22 protein-coding genes are annotated in these 20,048 nt (G+C 62.3%); 6 read left to right on the top strand and 16 right to left on the bottom strand.

What is annotated here, in order from left to right; all coding sequences use genetic code 11:
- Window positions 1-24 precede the first annotated feature (24 nt).
- Window positions 25-486 (top strand): carboxymuconolactone decarboxylase family protein, encoded by a 462-nt coding sequence (locus V1289_RS30985; RefSeq protein WP_334401632.1) that lies wholly within the window; start codon window positions 25-27, stop codon window positions 484-486.
- A 144-nt stretch (window positions 487-630) separates the two neighbouring features.
- On the opposite strand, the gene V1289_RS30980 is transcribed toward V1289_RS30985, so the two are convergent.
- From V1289_RS30980 to V1289_RS30925, 12 genes are all read right to left on the bottom strand, one after another.
- Complete coding sequence (locus V1289_RS30980; RefSeq protein ID WP_334401630.1) at window positions 631-1,488, bottom strand: D-amino-acid transaminase; 858 nt, start codon at window positions 1,486-1,488, stop codon at window positions 631-633.
- 209 nt (window positions 1,489-1,697) lie between these two features.
- Window positions 1,698-2,429: an amino acid ABC transporter ATP-binding protein gene (locus V1289_RS30975; protein WP_334401628.1), complete on the bottom strand. Its 732-nt coding sequence runs from the start codon at window positions 2,427-2,429 to the stop codon at window positions 1,698-1,700.
- Between the two features lie 8 nt (window positions 2,430-2,437).
- Entirely contained in the window at window positions 2,438-3,130 is a 693-nt protein-coding gene (locus tag V1289_RS30970; protein ID WP_074278881.1) for an amino acid ABC transporter permease, read from the bottom strand.
- 3 nt (window positions 3,131-3,133) lie between these two features.
- A complete protein-coding gene (locus tag V1289_RS30965; protein WP_334401626.1) occupies window positions 3,134-3,865 on the bottom strand; it encodes an amino acid ABC transporter permease in 732 nt (243 codons plus the stop codon).
- A 39-nt stretch (window positions 3,866-3,904) separates the two neighbouring features.
- Window positions 3,905-4,822 carry an amino acid ABC transporter substrate-binding protein gene (locus V1289_RS30960; protein ID WP_334401624.1) on the bottom strand — a complete coding sequence of 306 codons (918 nt, stop codon included), beginning with the start codon at window positions 4,820-4,822 and terminating at the stop codon, window positions 3,905-3,907.
- Window positions 4,823-4,998: 176 nt separating this feature from the next.
- The gene (locus V1289_RS30955) at window positions 4,999-5,910 is read right to left on the bottom strand and encodes an amino acid ABC transporter substrate-binding protein (RefSeq protein ID WP_334401622.1); all 912 of its coding nucleotides are present in this window, start codon (window positions 5,908-5,910) and stop codon (window positions 4,999-5,001) included.
- On the bottom strand, window positions 5,907-6,785 hold the full coding sequence (locus V1289_RS30950; RefSeq protein ID WP_334401620.1) for an alpha/beta fold hydrolase: 879 nt from the start codon (window positions 6,783-6,785) through the stop codon (window positions 5,907-5,909). The genes V1289_RS30955 and V1289_RS30950 overlap by 4 nt, the downstream gene beginning before the upstream one ends.
- Window positions 6,782-7,198, bottom strand: coding sequence for a hypothetical protein (locus V1289_RS30945; RefSeq protein WP_334401618.1), 417 nt, complete (start codon window positions 7,196-7,198; stop codon window positions 6,782-6,784). Before V1289_RS30945 ends, V1289_RS30950 begins: the two co-directional genes overlap by 4 nt.
- Window positions 7,199-7,284: 86 nt before the next feature.
- The gene (locus V1289_RS30940; RefSeq protein WP_334401616.1) at window positions 7,285-8,142 is read right to left on the bottom strand and encodes an IclR family transcriptional regulator; all 858 of its coding nucleotides are present in this window, start codon (window positions 8,140-8,142) and stop codon (window positions 7,285-7,287) included.
- Complete coding sequence (locus tag V1289_RS30935; RefSeq protein WP_334401614.1) at window positions 8,139-8,384, bottom strand: hypothetical protein; 246 nt, start codon at window positions 8,382-8,384, stop codon at window positions 8,139-8,141. The genes V1289_RS30940 and V1289_RS30935 overlap by 4 nt, the downstream gene beginning before the upstream one ends.
- A gap of 139 nt (window positions 8,385-8,523) precedes the next feature.
- The gene (locus V1289_RS30930; protein WP_334401612.1) at window positions 8,524-9,822 is read right to left on the bottom strand and encodes an MFS transporter; all 1,299 of its coding nucleotides are present in this window, start codon (window positions 9,820-9,822) and stop codon (window positions 8,524-8,526) included.
- 56 nt (window positions 9,823-9,878) lie between these two features.
- Window positions 9,879-11,264: a M20 family metallopeptidase gene (locus V1289_RS30925; RefSeq protein WP_334401610.1), complete on the bottom strand. Its 1,386-nt coding sequence runs from the start codon at window positions 11,262-11,264 to the stop codon at window positions 9,879-9,881.
- A 138-nt stretch (window positions 11,265-11,402) separates the two neighbouring features.
- Between V1289_RS30925 and V1289_RS30920 the strand changes: the two genes are divergently transcribed.
- Entirely contained in the window at window positions 11,403-12,791 is a 1,389-nt protein-coding gene (locus V1289_RS30920) for an LLM class flavin-dependent oxidoreductase (protein WP_334401608.1), read from the top strand.
- A gap of 117 nt (window positions 12,792-12,908) precedes the next feature.
- On the opposite strand, the gene V1289_RS30915 is transcribed toward V1289_RS30920, so the two are convergent.
- Window positions 12,909-14,573, bottom strand: coding sequence for a thiamine pyrophosphate-binding protein (locus V1289_RS30915; RefSeq protein WP_334401606.1), 1,665 nt, complete (start codon window positions 14,571-14,573; stop codon window positions 12,909-12,911).
- A 202-nt stretch (window positions 14,574-14,775) separates the two neighbouring features.
- Here V1289_RS30915 and V1289_RS30910 point away from each other — a divergent pair, with 202 nt between their 5' ends.
- Genes V1289_RS30910 through V1289_RS30900 form a run of 3 tightly spaced genes read left to right on the top strand, consistent with a single transcriptional unit; the run spans window position 14,776 to window position 15,960 of the window.
- Complete coding sequence (locus V1289_RS30910) at window positions 14,776-15,096, top strand: ArsR/SmtB family transcription factor (RefSeq protein ID WP_334401604.1); 321 nt, start codon at window positions 14,776-14,778, stop codon at window positions 15,094-15,096.
- Window positions 15,093-15,566, top strand: coding sequence for an SRPBCC family protein (locus V1289_RS30905; protein ID WP_334401602.1), 474 nt, complete (start codon window positions 15,093-15,095; stop codon window positions 15,564-15,566). Before V1289_RS30910 ends, V1289_RS30905 begins: the two co-directional genes overlap by 4 nt.
- A gap of 7 nt (window positions 15,567-15,573) precedes the next feature.
- Window positions 15,574-15,960, top strand: coding sequence for a TfoX/Sxy family protein (locus V1289_RS30900; RefSeq protein ID WP_334401600.1), 387 nt, complete (start codon window positions 15,574-15,576; stop codon window positions 15,958-15,960).
- On the opposite strand, the gene V1289_RS30895 is transcribed toward V1289_RS30900, so the two are convergent.
- Together V1289_RS30895 and V1289_RS30890 are read right to left on the bottom strand one after the other, a co-directional pair.
- Window positions 15,961-16,443 (bottom strand): GFA family protein, encoded by a 483-nt coding sequence (locus tag V1289_RS30895; protein ID WP_334401598.1) that lies wholly within the window; start codon window positions 16,441-16,443, stop codon window positions 15,961-15,963.
- Between the two features lie 111 nt (window positions 16,444-16,554).
- Entirely contained in the window at window positions 16,555-17,679 is a 1,125-nt protein-coding gene (locus V1289_RS30890) for an alkene reductase (protein WP_334401596.1), read from the bottom strand.
- A gap of 167 nt (window positions 17,680-17,846) precedes the next feature.
- Here V1289_RS30890 and V1289_RS30885 point away from each other — a divergent pair, with 167 nt between their 5' ends.
- Window positions 17,847-18,698: an SDR family NAD(P)-dependent oxidoreductase gene (locus V1289_RS30885; RefSeq protein ID WP_334401594.1), complete on the top strand. Its 852-nt coding sequence runs from the start codon at window positions 17,847-17,849 to the stop codon at window positions 18,696-18,698.
- Window positions 18,699-19,410: 712 nt separating this feature from the next.
- On the opposite strand, the gene V1289_RS30880 is transcribed toward V1289_RS30885, so the two are convergent.
- The gene (locus V1289_RS30880) at window positions 19,411-19,617 is read right to left on the bottom strand and encodes a hypothetical protein (RefSeq protein WP_334401592.1); all 207 of its coding nucleotides are present in this window, start codon (window positions 19,615-19,617) and stop codon (window positions 19,411-19,413) included.
- Window positions 19,618-20,048 lie beyond the last annotated feature (431 nt).

Raw genomic sequence — 20,048 nt, 5'->3', positions numbered from 1 at the left:
TCAAACCGAGAAAGGAGAACGACCATGAAACCCCGCATGAACTACTACCAGGCCGCGCCCGATACGCTCAAAGCGCTCAGCGCGCTGGAAGCCCAGATACAGGCTTCAGGTCTCGAACAGTCGCTGATCGAACTGGTCAAGACCCGGGCCTCGCAGATCAACGGCTGCGCCTACTGCATCAACATGCACACCCAGGACGCCCGCAAGCATGGCGAAACGGAACAGCGGCTGTATCTGTTGAATGCCTGGCGGGAATCCCCCGTTTACACCGACCGCGAACGCGCCGCATTGGCGTGGACCGAGGCGGTGACCCTGATCTCGGAAACCCACGCGCCCGATGACCTCTATGAAGACGTCCGCGCCCAGTTCTCGGAAGCGGAGACCGTCAATTTGACCATGCTGATTGCGACCATCAACGCCTGGAACCGGCTCGCGATCAGTTTCCGCGCCGTGCCTCCGGTGAGGGCGAAGGCCGCGGTGGCGTAAAGCACCGCGAATGGCGGCCTCATGGTTCGAGACGCGCGGCGCTGTCGCGCTCCTCACCATGAGGAGGTGGAGGACCTCATCCTGAGGAGCACGCGCTAGCGTGCGTCTCGAAGGATGAAGCCACCGAACTGCAATGTACCCCCGTTACAACGCCGTTGCCTTGGCGAATTCGACATAGATCTCGCGCAGCCGATCCGTCATCGGACCGGGCTTGCCATTGGCGACCTTCTTGCCGTCGATCGTCACCACCGCCTGCACGAACACGGTGGCGCTGGTGATGAAGGCTTCCTTGGCGGCCAGCGCCTCCTCGATCGAAAACGCGCGCTCCTCGACGCGGAGCTGGCGTTCTTCGGCGAGTGCGACCACCGCCTTGCGGGTGCAGCCGGGCAAAATCGCGCTGCCATTCTGCCGCGTCACCAGCACGTCGTCCTGGGTCAGGATGAACGCCGATGACGAGCCGCCTTCGGTCACCTTGCCGTCCTCGATCATCCAGGCCTCGCCGGCGCCCGCTTCCGCCGCGGCCTGCTTGGCCAGCACCTGCGCCAGCAGCGCCACGCTCTTGATATCGCGCCGGGTCCAGCGCAGGTCGGGCACGGTGATGACGCCGATGCCTGATTTGGCCGACGGCGCGCCAATGATGTCCTTGACCGAGGTGAACATGATCAGCGTCGGATTAACGCCTTTTGGAAACGCGAAGTCGCGGCCGGTATCGGCGCCGCGCGTCACCTCCAGATAGACCATGCCGTTGACGAGGTTGTTGCGCGCGACCAGTTCCTTCTGAATTTCCTGAATCCGCGCCGTCGTCTCCGGCAATTCAAGCTGGATTTCGCCGACCGAGCGCTCCAGCCGCGCCAGATGCGAGGCATTGTCGATCAGCTTGCCGTCAAGCACGGCGGCGACCTCGTAGATGCCGTCGGCGAACAGGAATCCGCGATCGAGGACGGAGACCTTGGCCTCGGACATGGGCACGAACGAGCCGTTGACGTAAGCGATCTGTTCCAAAGCGAGGTCTCCTGGGGGCGGGCAAGTGGTTGCGGCGGACAGTATAAGCCAATCGTTAACGCTTGATCGACGGATTTTGGGGATCAAACGCGATATTGCATACCCTCGTCATTGCGAGGAGCGCAAGCGCCGAAGCAATCCATACTTGCTTTGCCGCACGATGGATTGCTTCGCTTCGCTCGCAATGACGGGGATGGGCAGCCATGCGCTCAATGCGACAAAATCTTCGACAAAAACTTCTGCGCGCGGTCGCTGCGGGGGCTGCCGAAGAAATCGGTCTTCAGCGCATCCTCGACGATTTCGCCCTGGTCCATGAAGATCACCCGGTGCGCGACCTTGCTGGCGAAACCCATCTCATGGGTGACGACCATCATGGTCATACCCTCGCGGGCGAGATCGACCATCACGTCAAGCACCTCGCTGATCATTTCGGGGTCCAGCGCCGAGGTCGGCTCGTCGAACAGCATCGCGATCGGGTCCATCGCCAGTGCGCGGGCAATCGCGACGCGCTGCTGCTGTCCTCCGGACAATTCGGCCGGGTATTTGCGGGCGTGGTCCTTCAGCCCGACGCGGTCGAGCAATTTTGCAGCCTTGGCCATCGCCTCGTCATGCGACCGGCCCAGCACCTTCTCCTGCGCCAGGCACAAATTCTCAATGATCTTCAAATGCGGGAACAGCTCAAAGTGCTGAAACACCATGCCGACACGGGCGCGCAGCTTTGGCAGATCGGTCTTGGGATCGTTGACCTTGATGCCGTCGAGGATGATCTCGCCGCTCTGAAACGGCTCCAGCGCGTTGACGCATTTGATCAGCGTCGACTTTCCCGAGCCCGACGGGCCGCATACCACCACCACTTCGCCCTTGGCGACGCTGGTGGTGCAATCCTTCAGCGCCTGGAAACTCGGCCCATACCATTTATCGACGTGGCTGATCTCGATCATGAAGGCCCCTACCGGACAATGGCAATGCGCGCCTGCAGGCGCCGGACGCCGAAGGACGCGAAACAGGAAATTGCGAAATAGACCACGGCTGCGAACAGGTACATCTCGACCAGCCGGCCGTCGCGCTGCGCCACCTTGCTGGCGGCGCCGAGGAAGTCCGGGATCGAGAGCACATAGACCAGCGACGTATCCTGGAACAGCACGATGGTCTGCGTCAGCAGCACCGGCAGCATGTTCCGGAACGCCTGCGGCAGCACGACATAGCGCATCGACTGGGCGTAGGTCAGGCCAAGCGCGCTTGCGGCGGCGGGCTGTCCTTTCGAGATCGACTGAATGCCGGCGCGCATGATCTCCGAGAAATACGCCGCCTCGAACAGGATGAAGGTGACGAGCGAGGAGGTGAACGCGCCGACGCGGATCGGCCGCGACGATCCGGTCACCCATTGCCCGATATAGGGCACCAGGAAATAGAACCAGAAGATGACCAGCACCAGCGGCAGCGAGCGCATCAGATCGACATAGAGCCCGGCGATGCGGCCGAGCAGTCTGTAGCCTGAGAGCCGCATCAGCGCGATCAGCGTGCCGAAGATCAGGCCGCCCAACGCGCCCAGCCCCGTCAGCGTCAGCGTGAACGTCATGCCGTCGAAGAACAGATAGCCGAGCGAGCGGCGGATGACGTCGAAGTCGAAATTGGCGAACATCAGCTATTTCCCCGTGATGTAACCGGGGATCGCTATGCTGCGCTCAAGGAAGCGCATGGCGATGACAACCACGATATTGATCAGGAGGTACAGCACGGTAGCACCGGTGAAGGCCTCGAACACCTGAAACGAAAATTCCTGCATCGCCCGAGCCTCGCCGGTCAGCTCGATCAGGCCGATGGTGATCGCCACCGAAGTGTTCTTGATGGTCGAGAGAAATTCGGAGGTCAGCGGCGGCATGATGATCCGGAACGCCATCGGCAGCAGCACATAGCGATAGGTCTGCGCCGTCGTCAGCCCGAGCGCGGTCGCCGCCATCTTCTGTCCGCGCGGCAGGGAGTTGACGCCGGCGCGGGTTTGTTCGGCGACGCGCGCGGACATGAACAGGCCGATCCCGATGACCGCGGTGTAGAACGGCGCATAGGGCATCTGCTTCAGCCACAGCCCCCACGCCTGCGGCACGATTTCCGGCAACACGAAGAACCAGATGAACAACTGCACCAGCAGCGGCATGTTGCGAAAAAATTCGACATAGGCGAAGCCGATCCGGGACGCGGCCTTCGACGGCAGCGTGCGCATGACGCCCACAACCGCGCCGAACACCAGCGCAATGATCCAGGCGCAGAGCGAGGTCTCGATCGTCAGCAGCAGCCCGGACAGCAGCATGTCGAGATAGGTGCCGGTCCCGTTCGGGGCCGGCTCAAAGAAGATGCTCCAGTTCCAGTGATAGTTCACGCGAGCTTTCCGTGCGCCAGGGCTACGCCGTCGACCGGCTCACATCGCCTTGTAGGAATCCGGATCGGGAGAATCCGACGGCTTCGAAAATTCATGCTTCAACTCCGCGCCGATCGGCGTGTTGAGGTTCAATCCCTTGGGCGGGATTTTTTGCATGAACCACTTGTCATACAGCTTCTGGCCGTCGGCGCTCTGGTACAGCGCGGCGGTGGCGGCATCGACGACCTTCTTGAAATCCGGATCGTCCTTGCGCAGCATGATGCCGTAGGGCTCGGGCTTGGAGAACGCGTCAGTGGAAATGACGTAGGCGCCGGGATCTTTCGACCCGGCGACGAAGCTGGCGAGCAGGATATCGTCCAGCACCGCCGCAACCGCACGATCGGTCTCGACCATCAGGAACGATTCGGCATGCTCTTTCGCCGGGATGATGTTGATGCCGAGGCTGCGGGCGGCGTTGGCTTCGGTGAGTTGTTTGATGTTGGTGGTGCCCGAGGTCGAGGCCACCGATTTACCCTTGAGGTCCTCGATCGAGCCGAGCTTGCTGGACTTCTTTGACACGAAGCGGGTCGCGGTCAGAAAATGGGTGTTGGTGAACGCCACCTGCTTCAGCCGGTCGGCGTTGTTGGTGGTCGATCCGCATTCGAGGTCGATGGTGCCGTTGGCCAGCAACGGGATACGGGTCGACGACGTCAACGGGTTGAATTCGACCGCGAGCTTGTCGAGCTTGAGGTCCTTCTTCACGGCGTCGACGATCGCAAGGCAGATGTCGATCGCAAAGCCGATCGGCTTCTGGTTGTCGTCCAGATAGGAGAACGGGATCGACGAGTCGCGGTAGCCGATGGTGATGGCGCCGGTTTCCTTGATTTTCTTCAGCGTCCCCGTCAGCTCTTCGGCGTTGGCCTGCGCGGCGCAGAAAGCGGCGCCGATCACGAGCCCAACCATACGCAGGCGTTTCATTCGTCTCTCCTCGCTTGGATGGCGGCAATAATGCACAAATCGGGCCGGAAAAGAACGCAACTTTCGGCCGCCTCACGGCCCAGGACTCCAGAACTTAAGACTCCAGAACTTAAGGCCCATGCAATGGTCGGGCCATTGCATGGGCCAGCAAACCCTCAGCGTGGGTCAGGACGCCGTTATTTGTAGGAATCGGGATCCGGCGAATCCGACGGTTTGGCGAACTCGTTCTTCAGCTCCGCGCTGATCGGCGCGTTGAGGTTCAAGCCCTTGGGCGGAATCTTCTGCGTAAACCACTTGTCATAGAGCTTCTGACCCTCGCTGCTGGTATAGAGCGCCGCGGTTGCGCCATCGACCACCTTCTTGAACGCCGGATCGTCCTTGCGCAGCATGATGCCGTAGGGCTCGGGTTTTGAGAACGCGTCCTTGGAGATGACGTAGTCGTCGGGCGCCTTGGATCCGGCGACGAGGCTTGCCAGCAGGATGTCGTCCATCACGAAGGCGACCGCGCGGTCGGTCTCGACCATCAGGAAGGCTTCGGCGTGATCCTTGGCCGGGATGATATTGACGTTGAGGCCGCGCGCTGCGTTGGCTTCGGTCAGCTGCTTGATGTTGGTGGTGCCCGCCGTCGAGACCACCGACTTGTCCTTGAGATCGGCGATCGCGTTGATCTTGTTTGCCTTCTTGGAGACGTAGCGGCTCGCCGTCAGGAAGTGGGTGTTGGTGAAGGAGATCTGCTTCTGGCGCTCGGCATTGTTGGTGGTCGAACCGCACTCGAGGTCGACGGTGCCATTGGCCAGCAACGGGATGCGGGTCGACGAGGTTACCGGATTGAGCTTGACTTCGAGCTTGTCGAGCTTGAGCTCCTTCTTCACGGCGTCGACGATCTTGTAGCAGATGTCCATCGCAAACCCGATCGGCTTCTGGTTGTCGTCGAGATAGGAAAATGGAATCGAGGAATCGCGGAAGCCGAGCGTGATCGCGCCGGTTTCCTTGATGTTCTTCAGCGTTCCCGTCAGCTCTTCGGCGTTGGCCTGGCCGGCGCAGAGCGCGGCGGCAAGCGCGTAACCGATGATGTACTGGCGTTTCATACGTGTACTCCTTGTCTGGTTGGTATCGATTGCGTGAGAATCTCGCCGAGAACCGGCGCGATGTAGCGGCGAAACTGTTCGGGGTTCTCGCTCATCGGGAAATGACCGAGCTGCTCCATGATCTCGACGCGGGCGCCCCCGATGGCGGCCGCGGTTCGTTTGGTGTCTTCCGGCGTACAGGAAAAATCATACTCGCCCGTGAGCAGATAGAGCGGGCATACTTTAGTATCGATTGCCTCGACCCGGCCGCGCAAATCGCCGTCGACCCGGTAGAAATAGAGATCGCCCTTGAAAACGCCGGGACCGCCCTGTTTGTAGCCCCACAGCGTCTCCATCCGCGAGGCTTGCGGGCTCTGCGGCGCGATCAGGCCGGATACCAGCGCGGCGCAAATCTCGCCGCCATGGACATCGGGGCGGTTCAGCCAGGTGGTGTCGTACCAGGGGGCCTGAAAATCGGCGGCTTCGAGCCCGATCAGCGCGCGGAATTCGGCGGCATGGTCGATCGCGAGATTGAGCACGATGCGGCCGCCGATCGAACACCCCATCACCACGGGCTTGTCCAGCTTCAACGCGCCGCAGAACGCGCGGATCGTCTGAGTGTAGCGCGCGGTGGTGAGCTGATATTCCTCACCGCTCCAGTTCGCCGGCGGATTCGACTTGCCATGCCAGGGCATGTCGAAGGCGATGATGCGGAAGTTCTTTGCGAACTCTTCATCCGCCAGCAGATGCCGCCATTGCCGTCCGTCGGAGCCCGCGGTGTGCAGGCACACCAGCGGAATGCCTGCGCCGTTCTCCTCGAAATAGATGCGATGCATCGCGCCATCGATCTCGACATGGACGTAGCGGCCGACCATCGGCTCGATGGTACCGTTCACGACGACACCGTTGCAGCGTCAGGCCGCGGCAGCGCCAGCAGGTCCTTGAAATACTGCAGATGCGCCATGAAGGGGTGCAGATCGCCTTCCAGCACCGCCTCCCCGCGCTTGGTCAAAGCGAGCAGATCGTGCCAGCCCGGCTTCGGCACAGCTTGCCAGTATTCGGCCCATGCGGCTGATGTCGCACGATACGAGAAACGCCAGGATCGCATCAACACCGGCGCTTGTGTCAGGTCGGTTATCCGGCCGGCCCGGATCGACACGTGGAATGGACGACCCATCGGACCGAGCAGGCAGTCGCAGTCGAGAAACCGGGCGCGCATGACCAGCGCCGGAGTTCGTTCGAGCAATGCGGGGATTTCAGCGAACGCCTTGATAACAGCGGCGTCGGGAGCATCCGAAAGTGGCGTCATGCGATTTGAGGCAGCGGTCCTGCAATGCCGGCATTGGCGGCGCATGATGGCCTGAAAGCCCGGGCGCCCGCAAGACGCCGTGGCCTTTAGCTTACCTTGATAATTGCCTTAGCCGAATTCGCCTTGGCGGGCTGCGCCATCGCCCGCGCCAGCACTTGCGCCTCCTTTTTCAACATCTCGGCCAGTTCCACCTCGCGCCGCCGGATGCGGTCGCTGGAAGCGCCGATGCTCAGCGCCGCCACCACCTCGCCGGCATCGTCGCGGATCGGTACGCCGACCCCACCCATGCCGGGATAGGCGGCATCGATCAGCACGGTGTGGCCATGCTTGCGCGCCGCCACGATCCGCTCGCGCAAATATTTCGGGGTGATACGCGGCGATTTCGCCAGCCGCGGCACGATCACTTCGATGATCGCCTCGATCTCGGCGTCGGGCAACCATACCATCAAGGCGAGGCTGCCGGCTCCGACCCCGAGCGGCCTGCGGCTGCCGATCTGCAGGTAATTCGGCTGCAGCGGATGGCTGCCGACCGAACGCGCCAGATACAGCGCCTCGACGCCGCTGCGCACCGACAACAGCGCGGTGTCGGCGGATTTCTCGGAAAGCCGCAGCAGGCTCGGCTGCGCCAGTTCGGCGATATCGACCGAACGCCGCGCGCCGACCGCCATCACCCGCGCCTCCTGCCCGAGTTCATAGGTCTTGGCGCCGGCGACGCGGCTCACAAAACCTTCCTCGATCAGGGAGGCGAGGATACGCAATGTCGTCGCCTTGTTGAGCGACGTGGCGTCGGCGATATCGGTCAGGCGCAGCGGCGAACGTTGCGCCAGCACCCGCAGGACCGCGCACACTTTCTGGATCGCGTTGAACTTGTCGGGCTGGCCCGGCACGAGTTGCAGCTTCTTCTTGCCCGCTCTCGCTGGCGTCTGCATGGTGGACGCGTTCATGCCGCCCTGCCCTTGCGCATCGCGCTGGAATAGCGCGGGCAGATTTCTTCCGCAAACCGCGTCATCATCGGACCTGGCGTCGGGTAGTAGTCGCTGAAATGATGTTCCAGCAGCCAGGCGGCGTCGTAGCCGAGCCGATGGCCCAGCGCGCAATCCGCCATCAGGTCGGAATAGAGTTGCTGGTCGGGCACACCGGCCACGTCGGCCGCCGCCGCCTGAAATCCGAATCGAACGTCCTGCATCAATCGCCTCTCCACTACTCCCCTGATCCTAGAGAGAGCGGCGCGCGTGCGACAGAGCTTTATTTCGTCTAGCGAAACTCTGAACCGAAATATTTACCGATATTGCAGGATTCCTGTTCACTTCAGCAATAGTATTCCGCTAGGCGAAACCGTCATCCGCGGACGTTTGCCGGATCGTGACCAGCGCACAGAGGCTCACGACGGCGCAGAACGTGAGGTAATATCCGGGCGCGAGATCGCCGAACAAGGCAAAGCTTCCCATCCAGGTCATGGTCGCCGGCGCCATGCCGCCGAATATCGTGACACCGATGTTGTAACTCAAGCCCAGGCCGGTGGCGCGTGTTGCCGGCGGAAACAGTTCGGACATCAGCGCCGCGAGAGGCCCGAAGTAAATGGCCTTCATGGCGCCGAGGCAAAGCACGACCAGAAGGATCACCATCGGCGTCGGCGTTGTCGTCAATATCAGGAAGGCCGGAAAGACTGAGACCAGCAGCAGCAGACAGAGCGCGATCATGTGAGTGGTGCGTCCGATGCGGTCCGAGATCATTCCCGCGATCGGCGGCAACAAGGTGACGGCAACGCCGGCAGCCAGCGCCGCCAGAAACCCAACCGACGGCGCCAGCTTCAGCGTTTTGACCACATAGGTCGGCATGTAGACGATCAAATAGTTGACGGAGGTCGTCACCGCGATCGCGCCGATTCCGAGCAGCACACGAAGCTTTTGCTCTGCGAACACCTTAGCCACCACGGGTTCGTGTTTGGCGGCCGGCGGCGCGGTCGCGTCATCGATATTGTTTCGGATGTAGATGCCGATCGGCCCAATCAGCACACCGAACAGGAAGGGAATGCGCCAGCCCCAGGATTGCAGGTCGGCGGGACTCATCGCCGAGGTGAGCCAGGCGCCGAATCCCGATGCCAGCAATCCACTCAGCCCCTGGCTTGCGAATTGCCAGCTTGCGACGAAGCCACGCCGGTGCGGCATATGCTCCACCAGAAACGCGGTCGAGCTTCCGAACTCGCCGCCGGCGGAAAAGCCCTGCACCAGACGCGCGAGGATGACCGCGATCGGTGCAAGAAGGCCGATGGTCGCGTAGGTCGGCATCAACGCCAGCGACAGCGTACCGAACGTCATCATGACGATGGAGACCATCAGCGACGCCTTGCGGCCGTAACGATCGGCATAGGCGCCAAGCATGACCCCACCGATCGGACGCGCCAGGTACGACAGTCCGAACGTACCGAAGGTCAGCAGCAGCGACGTCGTCGGATCGTCATTCGGGAAGAAGGCTTTCGACACATAAATGGCAAAATAGCCGTAAACGGCGATGTCGTACCATTCCAGCGCGTTGCCGATCGAGGTGGCGACGATGAGCTTTGTAACGTCCTGTTGTTTCGGCACAGACGATACTTCACGCCCTTCGACCGCGGAAAACGCCATCTACAATCCCTTTCAGCGATGCTGGTCTGTTTCGCTCATGTCCTCCAGGACTTGGGCTAAGACTTGGGCGGCAACTCACCCAAATCCCAGAACAGACCGGCCATGATGGCCAGCGCTTCCTCGGTGACGGGCAGCAGAATGTGTTCGTCCGGCGCGTGTTGCGAGCAACCGGGATAGGAGTGCGGGATCCAGATCGTCGGCAGGCCGAGCCCTTCGGCAAAGACGCCGTTGGGCAGCGAGCCGCCGATATTCGGCAGGATCGCCGGCGCCTTTCCCGTGGTCTGCCGGATCGAGTTCGCCGCCCAGTTGACCCAGGGGCTGTCGAAATCGGTGCGCGACGCGCCAAACCGCTGCTGTCCGCTGACTTCCACCATCGGAAAGCCGCCTGCGTGCAGATGTGCCCGAACCGCGTCGACCACCTTTTCATATTCGGTGCCGACCACGAAGCGAAGCTGCAGGACGGCGCGCGCCACCCCCGGAATCGCGTTCGCCGGCTGCTCGATATTGCCCGATGACATCGCCAGCACTTCCAGCGTGTTCCAGGCATAGACGCGTTCGGCGGCGGACAGGCCATCCTCGCCCCAGTTCTCGGAAACCTGCGGCTCATCCGCCGTGGGCTCGACCTCAACATCGGCAAGTGCGGCGCGGATCTGGTTCGAGATGCGCGGCGGCTTCATCACCTCCAGCTTCATCCGCCCCCTGTGATCGACCAGCGAGGCGATGGCGTTTGCCAGGATGGTCGCGGGATTGGCGAGCAGGCCACCCCAATTGCCGGAATGATTGCCGCCTTGGCGAAGGTTCACGTCGAGATGGATTCGCACGCCGCCGCGGCAGCCGAGGAAGACGGTGGGACGATCCGCCGAAAGCCGCGGGCCGTCGGAAGCGAGCAACAGATCGGCCGCCAGCTCATGATGCAGTGACTGGCAGACCTGCGCCAGATCCGGCGAGCCGATCTCCTCGCTGGTCTCGATGATGAACTTGGCATTGAAACCGAGCTTGCCGCCGCGGGCCTCGCGGACGGCGCGCAGTGCCGCGATGTTGATGCTGTGCTGACCCTTGTTGTCGGCGGTGCCCCGGCCATAGACGCGATCGCCTTTGGTCGTTGTTTGCCACGGATCAAGATTGTCGCGCCATTCGCCGACCATGCCGCCGACGACATCGCCATGGCCGTAGGAGAGGACCGTCAACAACGAAGGATCCTCGCGATAGTCAGCCAGCAGATACGGGCCCTTGCCGATCGGCGACTCGATCACCCGGGTCGAAAACCCGAGCTCTTCAAATGCAGGCTGCAGTCCTTCCACGAGATAGGCGCGCAAGGGATCGCCCGGCAAAGGTTGCTGGCTCTGTGTCTGAAACCCGACCCTGCGGTTGAGCTCGGCAAGAAACTCTCCGGAGTGAAGATGCTGACGTGCACTTGCGATCGCGTCGTCTCTGGTCGCCATGGTATTCCTTCGCACTCTAAATGAATCTGGTTCAGTCCCTATTATCGAGATATCAAGACCACCGGAAGTGCTGCTTCGGCAAATGGGTCTTGCCAAAATGCACGGGCATGCAACAATTCGCCGTTGGAAACGTCACTTATGAAAAAGCAAATCCGGCTCAACGCCTTTGCCATGAACTGCGTGGCGCATCAGTCGCCCGGGCTGTGGACGCATCCGCGCGACCGCACCATCGACTATAACCGGCTGCCCTATTGGCTCGATCTGGCCAAAACGCTGGAGCGCGGCCGGTTCGACGGCCTGTTTCTCGCCGATGTGCTCGGCGTCTATGACGTATTCGGCGGTAGCCCGGATGCCGCGCTGCGCAACGCGACACAGACGCCGGCGAACGAGCCTCTGATGCTGATCCCGGTGATGGCGGCGGTGACGCAAAATCTCGGCTTCGGCGTCACCAGCAATCTGTCGTTCGAACCGCCCTATCCGTTTGCGCGGCGGATGTCGACGCTGGATCATCTGACCGAGGGCCGGATCGGCTGGAACGTGGTGACCGGCTATCTCGACAGCGCCGCGCGCGGCGCCGGCAAGGACAAGCAGACCGCGCATGACGACCGCTACGAGATCGCCGACGAATATATGGAACTGGTCTACAAGCTCTGGGAAGGCAGCTGGGAAGACGGTGCCGTGCTGCGCGATCGCGCGCGCGGCATTTTTGCCGATCCCGCCAAGGTGCACCGCATCGAGCACGAAGGGAACAACTATCGGCTCAATGCCATCCATCTGAGCGAGCCGTCGCCGCAGCGGACGCCGGTACTGTATCAGGCCGGCACCTCGCCGCGCGGCCGGCAGTTCGCGGCCCAGCACGCCGAATGCGTTTTCATGTCGGGGCCGTCGGCAAAAATCATTGCGCCGCGCGTTTCCGGCATCCGCGAACTCGCCGCGAAGGTTGGCCGTAACCCCGCCGAGATTTTGATGTTCAGCATGATGACGATCATCCTTGGCCGCACCGAAGCCGAGGCAAAGGCGAAATACGCCGACTATCGGAGCCACATCAATCCCGAGGGCGCGCTGGCGCTGATGTCGGGCTGGACCGGCGTCGACTTCTCGAGCTACGACCTCGACCAGCAGGTCCGCCACGTCCAGAACGACGCCGGCCGCACTGCGCTGGACAACGTCACCCGCGCCGATCCGGACCGGGTCTGGACCGTGCGCGAGGTCGTCGAACATGTCGGCATCGGCGGCGCCGGACCGGTCGTGGTCGGCACGCCGGAAAAGGTCGCCGACGACATCGAGACCTGGTTCGAAGCGACCGACGTCGACGGCCTCAACGTCGCGTTTGCGACCTCGCCCGGCGATTTCGAAGATATCGCCGACATGCTGGTGCCGGAACTGACGCGGCGCGGGCGCTACAAGGATGCCTACACGAGCGGCACGTTGCGCGAAAAACTGTTCGGCGCCGGGCGCGCTCGGCTGACGGCGGAGCATCCGGCCGCGCAGTACCGGCCGCATATGAGCGCGAAGGCGGCGGAGTAAAAGCACCGCTCGCGCAAAGCCGTCATTGCGAGGAGCGAAGCGACGAAGCAATCCACACTTGCTTTGCCGCATGGATTGCTTCGCTTCGCTCGCAATGACGAGTTGATGGATCACGCCTCAATTCACCGCGTTGCTCACCACCACCTCGATCAATTTCGCCCCCGGCCGGCTGAACGCCGATTTCAGCGCCGGCTTCAACTGCGCAGGATCGGTGACCTTCGCCGCCTCCAGCCCGAGCGAATTTGCGATCCCAGTAAAATCCACCGGCGGATCGATGAAATCCATGCCGACGTAATGGTCGTCGCCGTGGAAGGCGAGCAGCCGCTGCTTGATGATGCGGTAGCCGCCATTGTTGACGATGATGAAGGTCAGCGGCAGCTTGTGGTTGGCCGCGGTCCACAGCGACTGGATCGAATACATCGAGCTGCCGTCCCCGGAGTAACACACCACCGGCCGGTCGGGGTTGGCGAGGCTAACGCCGACGGAGGCCGGCAGGCCCCAGCCGATGCCGCCGGAGGCCAGCGCATGATAGCCGTAGCGATCGCGATGCGGGCGCAGCGCCAGTATCTGGCGTGACGACGTCAGGCCTTCATCGACGAGGATGGCGTTATCGGGCATCGCCTCGACCACCTGCAACGACAGCCAGTCCGCATCGATCGGCGATTTATCGCTGGCCTTCGAGATCTGGTCGACCAGCATCCCGCGCTTCGCGGTCCAGTTCTTCGATGCCAGCGCTGCCAATCCCTGCTTGGCACGCGTCTCGAGCGCGGCGCCGCCGGCCGCTTTCAAGGTCGGAGCCAGCGCGCGCAAGGTTTCCTTCACGTCTGCCTTGATCGCGATCTCGGCGCCGTAATTCTTGGCGAGATCCCAGTCGACCAGGCCGACCTGCACGATACCCAGTCCGTCCGGCATCGGATCAATCTCGCTGTAGACCGACATCCGCAACGGATCGCCGCCGAGCGCGATGATGAGATCGTAAGGCTGCAGCGCATCGCGGGCGATCTTCTGGACCCGCGCCAGCGCGCCCATGAAGCAGGGACTCTCGGACAGGAAGTGCGCGCCGTAAGGCGTCGAGGATTGATAGGCCGGGCAGCCCAGTGTCTCCGCAAGCTGGGCTGCTTCCTCCAGCGCGTCGCTCTTGACGATCTCGTCGCCGACAATGATCACCGGCCGCTCGGCTTTGAGGATGCGCGCCACCAGTGCCTGCAGCGATTCGTCGGAAGGTTTTACGCGGGTATCGACCCGGGTCGAGCGGCCGAGTTCGATGCCGGCTTCGGCGTTCAAAATATCCCCGGGCAGCGAAATGAACACCGGCCCGGTCGGCGGCGTGGTCGCTATTTTTGCGGCGCGGCGCACGATCCGCGGCAAATCCTCCAGCCGCGTCACCTCGACCGCCCATTTCACCAGCGGCTCGGCCATCTGCAGCAGCGGCCCATACAGCACCGGCTCCATCAGCCCGTGGCCCTGCTCCTGCTGGCCGGCGGTCAGGATCATCGGCGTGCCCGTGAACTTCGCATTGAACAGCGAGCCCATCGCATTGCCAAGGCCGGGCGCGACGTGGACGTTGCAGGCGACGAGTTTCCCCGATGCGCGGCTAAAACCGTCGGCCATCGCCACGACCAGGCTTTCCTGCATCGCCATCACATAGGTGAGGTCGGGATGGTCCTTCAGCGCGTGCATGATCGGCAATTCGGTGGTGCCGGGATTGCCGAACAAATGCGTGATGCCCTCGTCCTTCAGCAAAGCAAGGAATGCCGAACGCCCCGTAATGCGATTTTTCATGTCCCCTCCTGCCCGCGGCGCGTTGACCTGCGGGATGAGGGCACATGATCAAACCTGCACGGCCGAGGCAATGGACGACGGTCATGGCTGCCCTGCGCGGCCAACCGCAAACGACTTCGTGTCAGCAGGCGCTGACATGTCCGGGCGATGCGCGCCGAACTTGACGGCGGCCGTCTGATATGTAATCAATCTGTTACACTTTATGTCCCGGATAGAAGCAAAGACAGACGCCTTTCGTGCCATCGCCGATCCAACCCGGCGGGCCATTCTCGATCGTCTGCGCGCCGGACCGGCGAATGCCGGCACGCTTGCGGCCGATTTTCGGACCAGCCGGCCGGCCGTTTCGCGGCATTTGAGGGTGCTGCGCGAGGCACGTTTGGTCGTCGACACGCGGATCGGGCGCGAACGCGTCTATGCTGTGAACCCAATGCCGCTGCAAAGCGTTGCCGGCTGGCTGGAAGGCTACCGCGCATTCTGGCAGGCGAGTTTGACGCGGCTGAAGCGTAACCTGGAGGCAAAATGAGTGAGATCAAAACGCGTGCACGCGCAGTTGCAGACCTGATCGACGGCCGCATCGTCGCCTCCGTCGAACTCGCCACGACGCCGGAACGGGTGTTTCAGGCCCTGGCCTCGCGCGAGATCGTCGACTGGTGGGTTAATCCGGGCGTGTTCGACACGCGGGAATGGAGCGGCGACGTCCGGGTCGGCGGGCAATGGCGCGCCTCCGGTATCGCGCGAGGCCAGCCCTATACGCTCGAGGGAAAATTCCTCGAGGTCGACGCACCGCGAAAACTGGTCCAGACGTGGCACCTGGCCGGGGCGGCCGGCACGCCATCGACTGTGACCTATCTGTTGGAGCCGATCGACGGAGGCACGCGCCTTACGGTGCATCATCAGGACATTGTCGCGCCCGACCAACGAAGCAATGTCGGCGCCGGCTGGCGCGCGAGCTTCGAACGTCTTGCGGAAATTCTGTCGGATCATCACGGATAACACGCCGATGGCCTATGATGAAAAGGTGGCCATACGGATCGGAAAATTGCTGTCGAGCCGGACCGACGTCGTCGAGAAGAAGATGATGGGTGGCCTCTGCTTCATGGTCGGCGGCAACATGTGCTGTTCCGTCAGTGGAAAGGGCGGCATTCTGGTGCGCGTCGGACCGGACGCGCATCCGTCGGTGCTAGGCGAGCCGCACGTCCAGCCGATGGAAATGCGCGGGCGCATGATGACCGGCTTTGTGCGCATCGCACCGGAAGGGTACGGGACCGATGCCGGACTGAAGAAATGGATCCAGCGCGGCCTCGATTTCGTCGCGTCGATGCCCGCCAAATCGTCGGCGCGAAAAACGTCGCGAAGCAAGGCGCCGAAGCGGCAACGAAGAGCCTGATCAAAACATCCCCTCTTGATTGACGCGCTTCTTCTTTTTCGAGCGCTGCCAGACCACACCGGGAAAGCCTTTCAGCGGCACCAGCGGCTCGCCGGTATAGGCCCATTCCTGCAGTTCCTCGATCGCGATGTGATAGAGCGGCTGCCGGCCGGTGCGGCCCGAAAACAGCGCGCGCGGAATGTTCACCATATGCGGCGAGCGCGCGCGTTCGTAAAACAAGGGGGTGCCGCAATGCGCGCAGAAACTACGCACGGTCTTTGTCGCCTTGTCCTCGTAGCGCGTGATTTCGGCTTTGCCCTTGGTGATGCGAAGGCGCTTGCGCCAGCTTCCGACATAGGTCGCATAGGCCGCGCCATGCGCGCGGCGGCTCGAGGCCGAATGATCGTGCCAGGCCCAGCGTGCGGGGACGTCGATCTCGAAGCCAACTTTGCCGCACAGGCATTGGCCTGACGTCATTCCTGCTGCAACCGCTGCTTTTGCCATTTGCGCTTTCTGTCTCAGCCGTCATTGCGAGGAGCGATAGCGACGAAGCAATCCACCCTTTCTTTCCGTGGTGAGATGGATTGCTTCGCTTCGCTCGCAATGACGGCAACTTCAGGCCTGCTCCAATTCATCATGCGCAGGATAGTCAGTGTAACCCTTCTCCTCCCCGCCATAGAACGTCGCGCGGTTGTAGGGCGTCAGCGGATAGCCGCGCTGCAGGCGCCGCGGCAAATCCGGATTGGAGATGAAGATGCGGCCGAACGCGATCGCGTCGGCATGGCCTGCGGCGATCGCGGCTTCAGCCGTTTCTCCGGTAAAGCCGCCGGCGGTAATCAGCACGCCCTTCCAGATCGGCCGGAACAGCACCATCGCCGACGGCACGTTCTGATGGTTGACCTCGGCACGGCCGGCGCCGCTGGACCGCGGCTCGATGAAATGCAGATAGGCAAGGCCCAACGGATTGAGCGATTGGACGGCATGGGTGTAGAGCGGCATCGGGTCGGGCTCGCCGCTGCCGTTGGCAACACCGTAGGGCGACAGCCGCACGCCGACGCGGTCGGCGCCCCAGACCTCGGCCACAGCCTTGGTCACTTCCATCAGGAAGCGCGTGCGGTTCTCGATCGATCCGCCGTACTGGTCAATGCGCAGATTGGTATGCGACTGTAAAAACTGCTCGATCAGATAGCCGTTGGCGCCGTGAACCTCGACGCCGTCGAACCCGGCCTTCAACGCGTTCTTCGCGGCTTCCCGGTAGGCGTCGATCACGCCTGGAATCTCCGAAGTCTCCAGCGCGCGCGGCGTCTCGTAGGGCACCGCCTTGCCGTCGGCCGTGCCGGTCTTCAAATCAGGAATCGCTACCGCTGACGGTGCGACCGGTAGCAAGCCGCCGGGCTGGAACGAGGAATGCGACACCCGCCCGACATGCCAGAGCTGGAGCAAGATCACGCCGCCGTTGGCGTGGACGGCATCGACGACCTCCCGCCATCCCGCGATCTGCTGCTCGGTGTAGATGCCGGGGACGCCGGGGCTGCCGAAACCGGTGACCATCACGGGCGATGCTTCGGCGATGATGAGCCCGCCCGGCGTCGCGCGCTGGGCGTAATATTCGACGTTCAGGGGCCGCGGCGCCAGAGACGGCTTCGCCGCCCGCATCCGCGTCAGCGGAGCCATCACGAGACGATGCTTGAGCTGGAAGGGACCGATCTTGAGCGGTGAAAACAACGATGGAAAGTTCATGCCTGCCCCGGATTTTCTTCTATGATCTGGATATGTAACCGGTTCATCTTGTTCGTTAAAGCCGTCAATGGCAAAGCGGGGAACGAAGATCTCCCATGCCGGTTCGTGCATGGTAGGTATGGCGCCAGCCCGATAGATGCGCCAGATATTTGTCCGGAGGACCGCCGATGCCCCATGCCGCAATGTCGCTCAATCATGTTGCCGTGATCACCGGAGGCGCGTCCGGCATCGGGCTCGCCGCCGCGATGCGGTTCGCGCAGCTCGGCATGAAGGTCTGCATTGCCGATCTTGGCGCCGACCGGCTCAAGGAGGTCGCGACAAAACTGGCATCGGTCGCGCCAGGCGGCGCCGACAGCATCATGACCGCGGCTGCCGATGTCAGCCGTTTCGACGAGGTAGCAGGACTGGAAGCCATGGTGCAAAAACGGTTCGGCGGCACCGATATCCTGATGAACAATGCCGGCATCGGCCCGGACAGCACCAGCTTTGGCCCGCTGGAGAACTGGCAGCGCATCCTCGCCGTCAATCTCTGGGGTGTCATCCATGGCTCGCAGGTTTTTGCGCCTCACATGATCGAACGCGGCCGTCCCGGCCTCATCATCAACACCGGTTCCAAGCAGGGCATCACCACCCCGCCCGGCAATCCCGCCTACAATGTCTCCAAGGCCGGCGTGAAAGCCCTCACCGAGGCGCTGCAGCATGAATTGCGCAACATTGATGGCTGCAGGATCAGCGCGCATCTGATGATTCCCGGTCATGTCTTCACCGGTCTCACCTCGCGCGGCCGTACCGAAAAGCCTGCGGGCGCCTGGACCCCGGAGCAAACCGTGGACTTCATGATCGCGCGCATCGACGCCGGCGATTTCTATATCCTTTGCCCCGACAACGACGTGCCGCGACAACTCGACGAACGGCGCATGCTGTGGGCCGCCGGCGACATCGTCGAGAACCGCCCGGCGCTGTCGCGCTGGCATCCGGACTATGCGGAGGCGTTTGCGAAGTTTGTGAAGGGTGGCTAGACCGCGCATGTGACGCGCGCCTGCGTTGCTCCAAAGAAAGCCGTCGTACCCCGCGAAAGCGGGGTATCCAGTACGCCGCGGCTTCTCGGTTCAATCACTGGCGTCTCTGGAATACTGGGTCGCCCGGTCAAGCCGGGCGATGACGAGCAAGTGTGTGACGCATTCGTTGCGCAAGGACACAGCTCCGCGATCTCGCGGCTCAATTCGCCCGAGTTTTGCTCTTCACTCCCGCCCTCCGAAAACAGAGGGCGCAGGAAATGCCGGGGGCGCGCTGCACCCGCGGTCTCGTGTGCAAACATGCACAAAGGAAACGCACACGAGCATACAGGTTCAGCGGAGGCACCCCGGCATTCCCTGCGCAATGGTTTTACGGCTTATATCGTGCTCTCCCCGGTGAACGGGCTTTCTTGCCACCGTCGCCATGCGGATCGCTCCACATAACTTGACGCCAGCGTCGGGGCGTCAGGACCACACGACTTCGCCGTCCGCGTTGGCTGCGTTCGTCTTGCGCAGTCTTCGCGTCCACCGCATCTCACCGCGCGTTTCGTGACGTTGCGCAACGCCCCTCTTCTTGGGTGAGACGCGCGGAGTCAAACCACTGATTTGCCCGACGGCGAAAGCGAAATATTTTTTTGCGTGGGACTGGACAGGTTTTTGCTGATTTGCCCGTCGGGCGGGTTTTTGCACGTCGCACCCGGCGCGCCAGCGGACGCTACAGCGTTTCCTGCTTGTGCCCGCATTGCTTGCAGGTGAATTTGACCCGGGTTGCGCCCTTTTCCGCCTGCAGGCGGTTGGGCGCGCCGCATTTGCCGCAGGTGGTCTCGATCCTCGTATTGCCCTGTTTCACGACCAGGGCTTTCTTTTCCATGGTCTCGCGGATCAGGCGCTCGGCCTCCTCGCGCATTTCTTGTTTCGACATCGGCCGCACCTGTCATGAAGAACGCTCGCTCTGCAATATAGCATGCACATGTCAAATTGCTATTCCGTGTGCGTTCCGCACCGGGACGCGGCCAGGTTCGGCCGCCCCGGCAGCACGACGGCGTCGGCTCACGGGCGGCGATACCACCGTCCGACATCGGACACCCATGCTGACAGAAGCGGCGCAAGCATTTCCGCATATGAACGGGATCACACTCACCGGTCATTTAAACTTGAACAGCAGGAATGTTGTCGAACCATCGATGTTTTGTTAGCGTGCAAGTATTGCATTCTACTATCTCTGGTTTGAATCTGGCTGAAGCGGCATTTGCGGCGGCCGACAGCGATCCGAAGATGATCCAGCCGTCGTAACCATTGTCGATTCTGCAACCTGACCTGCAATTGTCCGGCTTTCTCAAAGCCCTTTGGAAT

Origin of the sequence: Bradyrhizobium sp. AZCC 2289 (genome assembly GCF_036924615.1) — a bacterium.
Classification (GTDB): Bacteria; Pseudomonadota; Alphaproteobacteria; order Rhizobiales; family Xanthobacteraceae; genus Bradyrhizobium.
Note: the sequence above shows the minus strand (reverse complement) of the source record. Positions and strands in the feature narration are given on the sequence as shown.